This is a genomic window from Nonomuraea sp. NPDC050022 (assembly GCF_044460705.1).
Taxonomy (GTDB): Bacteria; Actinomycetota; Actinomycetes; order Streptosporangiales; family Streptosporangiaceae; genus Nonomuraea.
In genome coordinates this window covers 1,067,859-1,080,188 of sequence record NZ_JBITKE010000001.1, presented here as the reverse complement: position 1 = coordinate 1,080,188, position 12,330 = coordinate 1,067,859, and the positions used below count along the sequence as shown (strand labels likewise).

At 68.7% G+C, this 12,330-nt stretch carries 9 protein-coding genes; 2 read left to right on the top strand and 7 right to left on the bottom strand.

Annotated elements, in window-relative coordinates; all coding sequences use genetic code 11:
* The first annotated feature begins 28 nt into the window (after window positions 1-28).
* Entirely contained in the window at window positions 29-2,041 is a 2,013-nt protein-coding gene (locus tag ACIBO2_RS04660; protein WP_358536946.1) for a hypothetical protein, read from the top strand.
* Window positions 2,042-2,072: 31 nt separating this feature from the next.
* On the opposite strand, the gene ACIBO2_RS04655 is transcribed toward ACIBO2_RS04660, so the two are convergent.
* The 7 genes from ACIBO2_RS04655 to ACIBO2_RS04625 all read right to left on the bottom strand — a co-directional run bounded on the left by ACIBO2_RS04655 (window position 2,073) and on the right by ACIBO2_RS04625 (window position 8,774).
* On the bottom strand, window positions 2,073-2,456 hold the full coding sequence (locus ACIBO2_RS04655) for a hypothetical protein (RefSeq protein WP_358536944.1): 384 nt from the start codon (window positions 2,454-2,456) through the stop codon (window positions 2,073-2,075).
* A gap of 48 nt (window positions 2,457-2,504) precedes the next feature.
* Window positions 2,505-3,032, bottom strand: coding sequence for a carboxymuconolactone decarboxylase family protein (locus tag ACIBO2_RS04650; protein ID WP_358536942.1), 528 nt, complete (start codon window positions 3,030-3,032; stop codon window positions 2,505-2,507).
* Window positions 3,029-4,543 carry a glycoside hydrolase family 13 protein gene (locus tag ACIBO2_RS04645; RefSeq protein ID WP_358536940.1) on the bottom strand — a complete coding sequence of 505 codons (1,515 nt, stop codon included), beginning with the start codon at window positions 4,541-4,543 and terminating at the stop codon, window positions 3,029-3,031. The genes ACIBO2_RS04650 and ACIBO2_RS04645 overlap by 4 nt, the downstream gene beginning before the upstream one ends.
* Before the next feature lie 3 nt (window positions 4,544-4,546).
* Complete coding sequence (locus tag ACIBO2_RS04640) at window positions 4,547-5,476, bottom strand: carbohydrate ABC transporter permease (protein ID WP_358536938.1); 930 nt, start codon at window positions 5,474-5,476, stop codon at window positions 4,547-4,549.
* The gene (locus tag ACIBO2_RS04635; RefSeq protein ID WP_357646875.1) at window positions 5,473-6,339 is read right to left on the bottom strand and encodes a sugar ABC transporter permease; all 867 of its coding nucleotides are present in this window, start codon (window positions 6,337-6,339) and stop codon (window positions 5,473-5,475) included. The genes ACIBO2_RS04640 and ACIBO2_RS04635 overlap by 4 nt, the downstream gene beginning before the upstream one ends.
* A gap of 5 nt (window positions 6,340-6,344) precedes the next feature.
* Window positions 6,345-7,694, bottom strand: a complete 1,350-nt coding sequence (locus tag ACIBO2_RS04630; RefSeq protein WP_358536936.1) for an extracellular solute-binding protein — start codon at window positions 7,692-7,694, stop codon at window positions 6,345-6,347.
* A 93-nt stretch (window positions 7,695-7,787) separates the two neighbouring features.
* Window positions 7,788-8,774, bottom strand: a complete 987-nt coding sequence (locus ACIBO2_RS04625; RefSeq protein WP_358536934.1) for a LacI family DNA-binding transcriptional regulator — start codon at window positions 8,772-8,774, stop codon at window positions 7,788-7,790.
* 236 nt (window positions 8,775-9,010) lie between these two features.
* On the opposite strand from ACIBO2_RS04625, the gene ACIBO2_RS04620 reads away from it, so the two are divergent.
* On the top strand, window positions 9,011-12,274 hold the full coding sequence (locus ACIBO2_RS04620; protein WP_397295383.1) for a discoidin domain-containing protein: 3,264 nt from the start codon (window positions 9,011-9,013) through the stop codon (window positions 12,272-12,274).
* Window positions 12,275-12,330 lie beyond the last annotated feature (56 nt).

Here is a 12,330-nt window from a genome sequence, read left to right as displayed (position 1 = left end):
CACACCGGAAACGTGCTACCCGTTGGGGATGCCCAACGAAGATGATCTTTACATCGGAGCGTCGGAGGACCACGTCGATGCCGTCACCGCGGTCGCGGTCTCCCCGGACGGAAAGATGGGGGCGACCGGCGCGCGCTCCGGCGAGATCCGGCTGTGGGATCTACGCCATGGCCTGCTGACCGCCTATGTGGGAGGGCTGCAAGGCGGACCTGTGGAGAGCGCCGCGTTCATTGGCAACGCCAAGCGGCCCCAGTTATTGACCGCGGGCGGATCGGCCTCGCTGTGGACAGTGACGGCCGAGGCCCTGGAATGGCGGCAGCTCCCTTGGGACGGCGGACGGCTCCTCACGTCCTCGGACCGAGAGGCGGCGCTCAGGCAGTGTGGAGACCTTAGCTGGCTGGGCGTCTTCGGCCCCCTCTACGGCAGCATCGAGTCGGACTCCCCGCTGGCATTGGGACGCACCGCCTCCGGCCTGATCGTCGTGAGCAGTGACGAGGGCCTGATCAGGGCCTGGCGGCGGCCTTCTGGGGAGACCTACGGCGACGCCGGGCTCGTGTGGGCCTTCGGCGGCGATGCGGCGGATCAGCGGCTGACGCGCAGTTGCGACCGGTGGCGGCTCGTGGTGTCCGCGCGTCGCGGCCGGGTGGTCGTTCTCGACGCGGAGACCGGGGCGGCCGTGACCTCGTTCACCCCGCCCGCCCGGCCGACGGCGATCGCGGCGCATCCGGACCGGCCGCTGGTGGTGCTCGGCGGGAGAGACGGTTCGCTGTCGTGGTGGGATGCCCGCTCGGGGCACTGCCTCGGGCGCGTTCAGGCGCATGGCGGCCGCGTCCGGGCGTTGGCGCTCGCCACCGGCACGGACCTGGTGATGTCGGTTTCCCAGGATGGGACAGCCGCGCTCTGGCGGCTGCACGGCCGTGGACCCGCCGGCCGCTTCGTGCCGCCCACATCCTCCGGCCCCCGGGAGCTGACCCATGTGGCCGGTACGCCGGACGGGCGGTGCTGGCTGATCGGCGGGCGCGGCGGCCAGGTTCACGTTCTCCACTGGTCCGGGCATGCTGGGCTCGTGCCGCAACGCGTCGGCCGCCCCTCCTGGGTGATGGACGGTGGTGACGTGGAGACCCTGCTCGACGACATCCGCCACCACTGGGACGACGGCGCGGCGAGCGTGGCAGCGGTCCGTGAACTGGTTTCGGGTGACCTCGACGAAGCCTGGCACGGGACGGCGGCGAACGCGCTGGCGGACCTGATCGTGAACGGTGCGGATCCGGCGGCCCGGGAGGCCGCAGTGATCGCGCTGGCGGGGATCGACGAGGGCAAAGCCACCACCGCCCTCTACCAGATGTTCGCCCGTCATGACTGCGGCGGTTCTGCCGGGCGGTTGCTGGCGTATTTCACCGGCGAGGACGAGTCCTCGACGGAGGAGCTCATCGCGAGCCTGCCCGGGATCGGCAACTTCCTCGGTGTGCTGGCCTCGGCCACCTTGGGCGAACGGGGCGCTGCCGCGGTCCCGGCGGTGCATGCGGCGCTCCGCGCGTTTCCCTTCCCAGCCCGGGAAGACGCCGAGCACTGGTTCCGTGATGAGTCGACCAAGTACCGACTGATGTACGCCCTCAGGCGGGCCGGTGCGGCCGCGGCGCCCGCGACGCCAACCCTGCTGACCGTGCTGGAGGACGATGAGATCTACCGGGACACCCGGCACCAGGCGGAGGTGACCCTGCAGGCGATTGGCCTCCGGGAGACCGCCGACACGATCGCCGCCGAGGTCCGGCGCCGGGTCGTCCTCGTCGTCCACGACGAGGACGACGAGGACGACGAGACGGAAGACTGCGGCCTCCTGCTCGAGGTGCTGCTGGGCATGCCGCCCGCGGCTCTGGCGGCCTCCCACGAGGTCGGACCGGCGCTGAAGGCGGTGCGGCGCCGCTTCGGCGACGGCATCAGGACGTACGAGGACGACGGCGAGATTCGCGAGTACACGGTCCTTGAGATTCGGCTCGCCGACTACATCGACGAGAAGATCGCCGAGGAGATCAAGAGGTGAGCGGCCCGCGGACGTGGGAAACGATCGCGGGTCAGCGTGGGGCGAGACGGATGGTCGCCGACTTCTTAGTGACTGACACCCTCACCGACAGGTTGTTGATCGTCCCCCGGCCGCCCGAGCCGAGCACCACTGTCGAGGAGACGCCGGGCCCCGTACCCCGCACCTTCACCATGCCGGAACCGACTCGCGCGATGGACAGCCGGGTGAAGCCGTACCGGCTGGAGATGCGGAATCTCACCGCCTTGGTGATCGTGATCTTGCACTTCCCGTCGAAGCACGCGCGTACGTTCGGCGGCTTCGCGACGGCGGCCGCGGCTGCGGTCGGAGCGGCGGCTGATGCCGGAGCGGCGAAGATGGGGACGGCGGTAATGGCGGCGAAAGCGAGTGTCAGGCAGGTTGTGGCCGTTCGATGCATGTTGTCCCTTTCGTTGATCTCAACATACGGCTCGGACGGCTCGACGGCCTAGACGCGGAAGACGCGCAGTTGGAGTGCCAGGGTGGTGTAGTAGCCGACCAACGTGGTCAGCTCGAACACCACGCGCTCCCCCAGCCGCGCGTACTCCGCGTCGTCCAGGTCGGCCCGTGCCACCAATGCCCTGGTGACGCCGAGCACCGCGGCCTCCTCCGGATCCGGCAGGTCCAGCGGGGCGCCGGTGCGCAGCGCCGCGAGGTCGTCGTCGGTCAGGCCGAGCCCGCGCCCGATCTCCTCGTGCACGCGCTGCTCGAAGGCGCTGTCGCAGTGACCGGCCACGGCCAGGATCGCGATCTCCCTGGCGCGGGCGCTCAGCACGGAGCGGTAGCGGATCGCCGCGCCGAGCTCCTGCAGCGCGTCGCCCACCGGCGGGCTGAGCAGCATCGCGTTGAACGGGCCGATCAGTCCGCCCGCGTCGTCGAGCATCGAGGTGCCGCGTGGGCCCGCGACGATCTTCTCGTAGAGGGCCAGGGCGTCGGGGTCGAGGTGGGCCGGTGGCTTGGACGGCAGGCGTTTCACGCCAGCGATGTTAGCCAGACGGTCGTGTCGGACGGCAGGGCGCCGTCCTCCAGGGGTCCGCTGGCCAGCAGCACCCGGCCCGGCGGCAGCGGTACGGGAGCGGTGCCGAGGTTGGACACGCAGGTCAGGCCGGACTCCCGGGTGAAGGCCAGGACGTCCGGCCCCATCGTGAGCCACCTGAGCGTGCCATCGCCGAGGAGGTCGCGGCGGTGGGCGAGCGCGGTGCGGTAGAGGTTGAGCATCGAGCCGAGGTCGGCCGACTGGGCCTCGGCCGTGACCTTGCGCCAGCTCTCAGGTTGCGGCAGCCAAGTACGAAGACCGCCGAAGCCGAACGGCGGCTCATCGCCCGCCCACGGGAGCGGCACCCGGCAGCCGTCCCTGCCCCGGTTGGTGCCGCCCGAGCGGCGGTACATGGGGTCCTGGCGCTGGTCGTCGGGCAGATCCTCGACCTCCGGCAGGCCGAGCTCCTCGCCCTGGTAGACGTACACGCTGCCGGGCAGCGCCATGGCCAGCAGGGCCGCCGCCCTGGCCCGGCGGTGGCCGAGCTCCGGGTCGGAGGGCACGCCGTGCAGGCGCCCGCCGTGCGCGAACGTCGTGTCCGCCCGGCCGTACCTGGTCACCGGGCGGGTGACGTCGTGGTTGGACAGGACCCAGGTCGGCGGGGCGCCGACCGGCGCGTGCGTGGTCAGTGTGAGGTCGATGACCCGGCGCAGTTCGGCGGGCTCCCACGGGCAGGCCAGGAAGTCGAAGTTGAAGGCGGTGTGCAGCTCGTCAGGGCGCAGGTAGCGGGTGAAGCGCTCCTGGTCGGGCAGCCACACCTCGCCGATCAGCACGCGGTCGCCGTACTCGTCGGCGACCTCGCGCCAGCCCCGGTAGACCTCGTGCACCTCGTCGAGGTCCTCGTAGGAGGTGTCCGACTTGAACAGCAGGGCCGCCGAGTCGATCCGGAAGCCGTCGACGCCGCGCTCGAACCAGAAGCGCAGCACGTCCTCGAACTCGCGGTGGACCTCCGGGTTGTCCCAGTTGAAGTCCGGCTGTTCTGGAGCGAAGAGGTGCAGGTACCACTGCCCGTCGGCGACCTGTGTCCAGGCGGGTCCGCCGAAGATCGACTGCCAGTCGTTCGGCTCGTCGCGGAACCAGAACCGGTCCCTGGCCTCGCGGTCGGTCAGCGCCTCCTGGAACCAGGCGCTCGCCGTGGAGCTGTGGTTCGGCACCACGTCGATGATGACCTTGATGTCGAGCTCGTGCGCCTCCTCGATGAACGCCTCCGCCTCGGCCAGCGTGCCGAACACCGGCTCGATGCCCCGGTAGTCGGCCACGTCGTAGCCGCCGTCGGCCATCGGCGACGGGTACCACGGGTTCAGCCAGATGGCGTCGATGCCGAGATCCTTCAGGTACGGCAGGCGCGAGCGCAGCCCGGCGAGGTCGCCGATGCCGTCACCGTTGCCGTCGGCGAAGCTGCGCAGGTAGACCTGGTAGATCGCGGCCCCCCGCCACCACGTTTGCGACATGCGCTATCCCTTAATGCTCCCGGCGGTGAGGCCCGCCATGATGTGCCGTTGGAAGATGAAGAAAACGATGATCATCGGGATGCTGGAGATGACCAGGCCGCCCATGATCTGGTTCTGGCTCACCGCGCCGGCGGTCTGCGACAGGCCGACGCTGACCGTCATGTTCTCGCTGTCGGTCATGACCAGCAGCGGGAGCAGGAAGTCCTTGAAGGCGGTGACGATGGTGAAGATGGAGACCACGCCGAGGATCGGCCTGGAGATCGGCAGGATCACCGACCACAGGACCCGCAGCGGGCCGGCGCCATCGATCTGGGCCGCCTCGACCAGTTCCCGTGGGATGGAGTCGAAGAAGCGCTTGAGCAGGAAGATGTTGAAGCCGTTCGCCGCCGCGGGGAACCACAGGCCCCAGGCGTTGTTCAGCAGGTGCAGGTCGACGATCGTGACGTACAGCGGGATGATCACCACCATCGGCGGGATCATCAGCGTGGCCAGCATCGCGCCCAGCACCACGTTCCCGAACATCGGCCGCAGCTTCGACAGCGCGTACGCCGCCGCGACGTCCACGGCCATGGAGAACAGCCAGGCACCCAGCGCGTAGAACGCGGTGTTCTTCAGCAGTACGCCGATGTCGAACAGGTCCCACGCCTCGATGAAGGCGTCGAACGTGGGGTGGGCGGGAAACAGGGTCGGCGGCATCTGGGCGATCTCCTCGCCCGTCTTCATGGCGCCGGTGATCATCCAGTAGAGCGGGAAGACGAAGACCAGGGTGGAGCCGGTGACGACCGCGACCAGGACGGTCCAGTAGATGCGCCTGCCCCACCTGCTGTTGAGCTGGTGCGGCGAGACGATCGTACGAAACTGAACCTCGATCCGCTTCGGCGCTCTCCTCTCCCGCCGTCCCCTGGTAGCAGCCCGGGCACCGACGGAGATCATGCCTTGTCCTCCCGGGTGAGCCGGAGCTGGAAGGCCGCGAAAGCGAGGAGCACGATCATCAGCATCATGCCGAGCGCGCCGCCCGCGCCGTAGTCCTGGAGCGTGAACGCGAACTGGTACATCTGGAAGGCGACGGTCATCGTGGCGTCCTCCGGGCCGCCGCCGGTGAGCATGTACGGCTCGATGAACACCTGCATGGTGGCCACGACCTGCAGCATCAGCATGAGCAGCAGGATCAGCCGGGTCTGCGGGATGGTGACGTGCCTGATCCGCTTGAAGATGCCTGCCCCGTCGAGCTCGGCCGCCTCGTACAGCTCGGGCGGGATGTTCTGCAGCGCGGCCAGGTAGATCAGCGTCGCGCTGCCCATGTTCATCCAGGTCGCGACGATGACCAGGGAGATCAGCGCGGTCGATGAGGAGTCGAGCCAGGCCAGGGCCGGCAGGTGGAAGAAGTCGAGCAGCTGGTTGAACAGCCCGGGCCCGGGATCGAAGAACCACCTGAACAGCAGCACCGCGACGATCGGCGGCAGCATGACCGGCAGGTAGACCACGAACCGCAGGTAGGCCCGGGCGTGGCGCAACTCGTTGAGCACCAGTGCCATGACGAACGGCACGGCGTAGCCGCAGAGCAGGGCGAGTGCCGTGAACTCCACGGTGTTCAGCCATGCCTTGCCGAACGACGGGTTCTGGACGACGGTCAGGAAGTTGTCCAGTCCCACCCAGGTGGGCGGGTTGACCAGGGTCGTCTTCTGGAAGCTGAGGACGAACTCCCTGATCATCGGGTACCACGCGAACACCGCGAAGCACGCCAGCGCCGCGCACAGGAACCCGTAGGCCGTCAGATTGCGCCTGAGGACACGCATTCAGGTCAGCCCTTGGTCGCCAGCATCGAGTTGGCCTTGGTCTCGGCGTCGGAGAGCAGGCTGTCGATGTTGGCGTCCTGGCGGCTCAGCACGCCCGACATGGCCACGTCGAGGATGGCGTACAGCTCCTGGGCGTGCACCGGCTCGGCCTTCGGCGGGATGGTGGCGGCGGCGTCCACGTACGGCTGGTAGTTCGCGACCGGCAGCGTGGCGTTCGCCGTGCGGTCCTGCTTGATCGCCTTGCCGGTGGCCGAGTCGCCGAAGACGTCGTTGTCGGGCACGCCGACGGGGTTGCCGAGCGTCTTGCCACGGGCGAAGTCGAACCGGCCCTTGCCCGCGGTGTTGAAGCGGAAGTCGACCCACTCCAGTCCGGCCTTGGCCTCGGCGGGGGTGGCCTTCGGGTTGATCATGTACGCCTCGCCGCCGCTCAGCGACGCCTTGGCCTCGGGGAAGCCGGTGATGCCGTAGTCGGCGACGCTGCCCTTGAACTTGTTGACGACGTCGGTGACCACGTCGGGCGCGCCGAGCATCATGCCGACCTTGCCGCTGCCCATCGCCATCATCAGCGACTCCCAGCCGACCAGGAGCTTGTTGCCCATGCTGTTGTCGACCCAGCGCATGTCGTGCAGGTTCTGCAGCACGGCCTTGCCCTCGGGCGAGTTGAACGCGGCCTTCTTGCCGTCGTCGGTCACCATGCTGCCGCCCCGGCCGTAGATGGCCTGGGTGAAGTGCCAGCCGCCGGTGTTGCCGCCGGAGTACTCGCCGTAGCCGACGTAGCCGGCGCCGAGGCCGGCGATCTTCTTGGCCGCCTCGCGGACCTCGGCCCACGTCTTGGGCGGGGTGTTCGGGTCGAGCCCGGCCTTGGTGAACAGCGCGCGGTTGTAGACCAGGCCCACGCCGTAGTGCACGTTCGGCACGCCGTACACCTTGCCGTCCTTGGTGACCAGCTGCCTGACGTCGGGGCGCAGGTCGTTCCAGTTCTTGATCTCGCTGGTGTACGGGGTGATGTCCAGCGCCTGGCCCTGGCCGATCACGTCGTTGTAGTTCGTCACGGGCACCACGAAGACGGTCTCCATCTGGCCACCCGCCAGCTTGGGCCCGAACGTCTTGGGGTCGTAACACGGCTGCTGGTCCGTGCTCTTCACCGTCACGCCGGGGTGCGCCTTCATGAACGTGGCCACGTCGTCGTCCCAAGCCTGCCGCTCCTTGGGCGCGGACTTCGCCGGCTGGCAGGCCACCGTGATCGACACCGGGGCGGCTCCGCCCGCCGTCGACTTGGCGGGCTCGCCCGAACCACAGGCCGTGGCGGACAGGCCGAGAACGGTGACGACTAACAGTCCTGTGGATCTCTGCATGGGCTGACCCTTCTAATGCGAGGTGCCCACACCATAGGTTCGCCGACCGATCTCCGCAATATTGCGACTGTGGATTGCAAGATAACGACTGGATTAAGCCTTGCGGGCCGTGGACGCGCGTACGACCAGCTCCGGCTCGAACAGCAGCTCGTCGGCGGGGACCACGGCCTTGTCGATCTGGGCGACCAGCAGGTCTACGGCGGCCCGGCCCATCGCGTCGATCGGCTGGCGGACCGTGGTCAGGGGCGGGTCGGTGCAGTTCATCAGCGCCGAGTCGTCGAAACCGATGACCGACACGTCGGCCGGCACGGCCAGCCCCGCGCGCCGGGCGGCCCGGACCGTGCCGAGCGCGAGCGGATCGCTGGCGCAGATGACGCCGCTCACCCCCCGCTTGACCAGCCGCGCGGCCGCCGCATGGCCGCCTTCCAGCGAGAACATCGTGTGCTCGACCAGCTCGGGATCGCCCCCACCCGCGAGGAACGACTCCAGCTTGCGCCGCGACGGCATGTGGTCCTTCGGCCCGAGCACCATGCCGACGCGCTCGTGGCCGAGCGCCCGCAGGTGGGCCAGGGCCATCTCGGCGGCCACGATGTCGTCGCACGACACCTGTGGGAAGTCGAGATGGGCGACGGCCGCGTTGACCAGGACCGTGGGCAGCTTGCGCTCGTGCAGCAGCGCGTAATGGGCGTGCGAGGCGTCGGCCTGCGCGTAGTGGCCCCCGGCGAAGACCACGCCGCTGACCTGCTGCTGGAGCAGCAGGTCGACGTAGTCGGCCTCGGAGACGCCGCCGACCGTCCTGGTGCAGAGCACCGAGGTGAAGCCCTGCTGGGCCAGCGCGCCGCCGACCACCTCGGCGAACGCGGGAAAGATGGGGTTCTGCAGCTCGGGCAGCACCAGGCCGACCAGCCGGGCCCGGTCGCCGCGCAGCTGGGTGGGGCGCTCGTAGCCGAGGACGTCGAGCGCGGTCAGCACGGCCTCGCGGGTCGCCTCGGACACCCCGGGCTTGCCGTTGAGCACGCGGCTCACGGTCGCCTCGCTCACCCCGACCTTCTTGGCCACCTCTGCGAGTCGTCGCGTCATGCGCAAACTATAAGGCCGATCACGCAAATGCTTGCAACCGCTTACGTGGATCCGACGTCTGCTGCTTGCGGCCGGTCGCCGCCGATACTCAGCGCGCCTGGCGCTTTGACCAGCCGTTCTGGTGGGTAGGAGACCTCAGTTGTCAGTCAATTCTTTGCGAAATCTCGTCGAAATATTGCTGCTATCTGCTGGACATCTTATGGTTCGGCCATCGTCTTCCTCGAAGGGCCATCCCCATGAGAGCTGTCCTAGCCGCCCTTGCGTTAGTCATCGGAGTCCTGGCCGCCCCCGCGTGGGCGGCCGACACCAACCTCTCCGCCGGCAAGACCGCCACCGCGAGCAGCTTCACCGACGTCTATCCCGCCCCCAACGTCACCGACGGCAACCAGGCGACCTACTGGGAGTCGGCCAACAACGCCTTCCCGCAGTGGGTGCAGGTGGACCTCGGCTCGGCCGCCACCGTGAACCAGCTGACGCTCAAGGTCCCGAGCGGCTGGCCGAGCCGTACGCAGACGCTCACCGTGCTGGGCAGCGCGAACGGGACGAGCTTCAGCACCATCAAGGACGCGGCCACCTACACCTTCAACCCCACGGCGACGATCCCCGTCAGCGCCTCCGGCACGCGCTACGTCCGCCTCCAGATCACCGCGAACAGCGCCTGGCCCGCCGGTCAGCTCTCCGAGTTCGAGGTGTACGGCGAGGCAGGCGGTGAGGATCCCGGTGACGGGACGAACCTGGCGAGCGGCAAGCCGATCACCGAGTCGTCGCACACCCACACCTACGTGGCGGCCAACGCCAACGACGGCAGCGTCCAGACGTACTGGGAAGGCGCCGCCTACCCCGGCACGCTGACCGTACGGCTCGGCGCGAACGCCGACCTCACCTCCATCGTGCTCAAGCTCAACCCCGACCCCGCCTGGGCCCGGCGTACGCAGACCATCCAGGTGCTCGGCCGCGAGCAGAGCGCCAGCGGCCTGTCGAGCCTGGTGGCGCAGGCCGTCTACACCTTCGACCCGGCCACCGGGAACTCCGTGACGATCCCGGTGACGGCCAAGGTCGCGGACGTGCAGCTCAAGATCACCGCGAACTCGGGCGCGCCCGGCGGGCAGATCGCCGAGTTCCAGGTCTTCGGCACCCCGTCGGCCAACCCCGACCTCACGGTCAGCGGGCTGACCTCGTCGCCGGCGGCCCCGATCGAGACCGACGCGGTCACGCTGTCGGCCACCGTGAAGAACTCCGGCACCGCCCCCTCCGCCGCGACCTCCGTCAACTTCTACCTGGGCACCGTCAAGGCGGGCACCGCGAACGTGGGCGCCCTGGCCGCCGGGGCCTCGGCCACCGTGTCGAGCGCCATCGGCACACGGGACGCGGGCACCTACCAGGTGAGCGCCAAGGTCGACGAGGACGGCAAGGTCGTCGAGCTGAACGAGGGCAACAACACGGCCACCGCCTCGCTGACCGTCAAACCCGTCGACACCGCCGACCTGATCGCGGCACCGGTGGCCTGGACGCCGGGCAATCCCGGCCAGGGCGACACCGTGACGTTCTCGGTAGGGATCAAGAACCAGGGCACCATGGCCTCCAGCGGTGGCTCCCACGGCATCACGCTGACCGTCGCCGACGAGTCCGGCACGGTCGTCAAGACGCTGACCGGCTCGACCAGCGGCGCGATCGCCCCGGGCGCCACCGCCGGACCGGCCGGGCTCGGCACCTGGACCGCGGCCAACGGCAAGTACACGGTCAAGGTGGTGCTGGCCGACGACGCCAACGAGCTGCCGGTCAAGCGGGCCAACAACACCAGCACGCAGCAGCTGTTCGTCGGGCGCGGCGCGCACATGCCGTACGACACCTATGAGGCGGAGGACGCGGCCATCGGCGGCGGCGCCACCCGCATCGGCCCGAACAGGACCGTCGGCGACCTGGCCGGCGAGGCGTCCGGACGCCGGGCGGTGACGCTGGGCACGAACGGCTCCTACGTCGAGTTCACCACCAGGGCGGCCACGAACACGCTGGTCACCAGGTTCTCCATCCCGGACGCGGCGGGCGGCGGCGGGAACAGCTCGACGCTGAACGTCTACGTCGACGGCACCTTCCTCAAGACGATCGATCTGACCTCCCGCTACGCCTGGCTCTACGGCCCCGAGGCGGGTCCCAGCAACTCCCCCGGTTCCGGGGCGCCGAGACACATCTACGACGAGGCCAACCTGCTGCTCGGCACCACGGTCCAGGCGGGACACAAGATCAAGCTGCAGAAGGACGCGGCCAACGGCTCGACGTACACGATCGACTTCGTCGACCTGGAGCAGGTGACGCAGATCCCGAACCCGGACCCGGCGCACTATGCCGTACCAGCCGGATTCACCCACCAGGACGTGCAGAACGCGCTCGACAAGGCGCGCCAGGACAGCACGCTCGTCGGCGTCTATCTGCCCGCCGGCGACTACCAGACGGCCAGTAAGTTCCAGGTGTACGGCAAGGCGGTCAAGGTCGTCGGGGCCGGGCCGTGGTTCACCAGGTTCCTCTCACCGGCGGGCCAGGAGAACACCGACACCGGCTTCCGCGCGGACGCCACGGCCAACGGGTCGACGTTCGCGAACTTCGCCTCCTTCGGCAACTACACCTCGCGCAACGACGGCCCCGGCAAGGTCTTCGACCTGGCCAATGTGGCGAACATGGTGATCGACAACATCTGGGTGGAGCACCAGATGTGCCTGCTCTGGGGCACCAACACCGACAACATGACGATCAAGAACTCACGCATCCGCGACACGTTCGCGGACGGCATCAACATGACCAACGGCAGCACCGGCAACCTGGTCACGAACATCGAGGCCCGCTCGACGGGCGACGACAGCTTCGCGCTGTTCTCGGCCATCGACATCAACAACGGCGAGCAGCGGGACAACGTCTTCGAGAACCTGACCTCGCTGCTCACCTGGCGGGCGGCTGGTGTGGCGGTCTATGGCGGGTACGCCAACACGTTCCGGAACATCTATGTCGCCGACACGCTGGTCTACTCGGGCGTCACGATCAGCTCGCTGGACTTCGGCATCCCGATGCTCGGGTTCGGGGCCAGCCCGCCCACGAGCTTCGAGAACATCTCGCTGGTCAGGGCCGGCGGCCACTTCTGGGGGCAGCAGACGTTCCCGGCGATGTGGGTGTTCTCCGCTTCCAAGGTGTTCCAGGGGATCAGGGTCAGCAATCTGGACATCGTCGATCCGACCTACCACGGGATCATGTTCCAGACGAACTACGTGGGCAACCAGCCGCAGAACCCGGTCAAGGACACGATCTTCACGAACGTGTCGATCAGCGGGGCTCAGAAGAGTGGTGACGCCTTCGACGCCAAGTCCGGCTTCGGGGTGTGGGCCAACGAGCTGCCAGAGCCGGGGCAGGGGCCGGCCGTGGGGTCGGTGACGTTCAACAATCTGCGGTTCGGTAACAACGCGCAGAACATCAAGAACACGACGTCTACCTTCACGATCAACGTCAACCCCTGACCACCCGGGGGGTCCGCCACGCGACCGTCTCGATCTCTGTGACGGTCGCGTGGTGG

Excerpts from the sequence above, each read along its gene's own strand:
- ACIBO2_RS04660 (WP_358536946.1), top strand. The coding sequence starts at position 29 with ATGCCCAACGAAGATGATCTTTACATCGGAGCGTCGGAGGACCACGTC.
- ACIBO2_RS04655 (WP_358536944.1), bottom strand. The coding sequence starts at position 2,456 with ATGCATCGAACGGCCACAACCTGCCTGACACTCGCTTTCGCCGCCATT.
- ACIBO2_RS04645 (WP_358536940.1), bottom strand. The coding sequence starts at position 4,543 with ATGTCGCAAACGTGGTGGCGGGGGGCCGCGATCTACCAGGTCTACCTG.
- ACIBO2_RS04640 (WP_358536938.1), bottom strand. The coding sequence starts at position 5,476 with ATGATCTCCGTCGGTGCCCGGGCTGCTACCAGGGGACGGCGGGAGAGG.
- ACIBO2_RS04635 (WP_357646875.1), bottom strand. The coding sequence starts at position 6,339 with ATGCGTGTCCTCAGGCGCAATCTGACGGCCTACGGGTTCCTGTGCGCG.
- ACIBO2_RS04630 (WP_358536936.1), bottom strand. The coding sequence starts at position 7,694 with ATGCAGAGATCCACAGGACTGTTAGTCGTCACCGTTCTCGGCCTGTCC.
- ACIBO2_RS04625 (WP_358536934.1), bottom strand. The coding sequence starts at position 8,774 with ATGACGCGACGACTCGCAGAGGTGGCCAAGAAGGTCGGGGTGAGCGAG.
- ACIBO2_RS04620 (WP_397295383.1), top strand. The coding sequence starts at position 9,011 with ATGAGAGCTGTCCTAGCCGCCCTTGCGTTAGTCATCGGAGTCCTGGCC.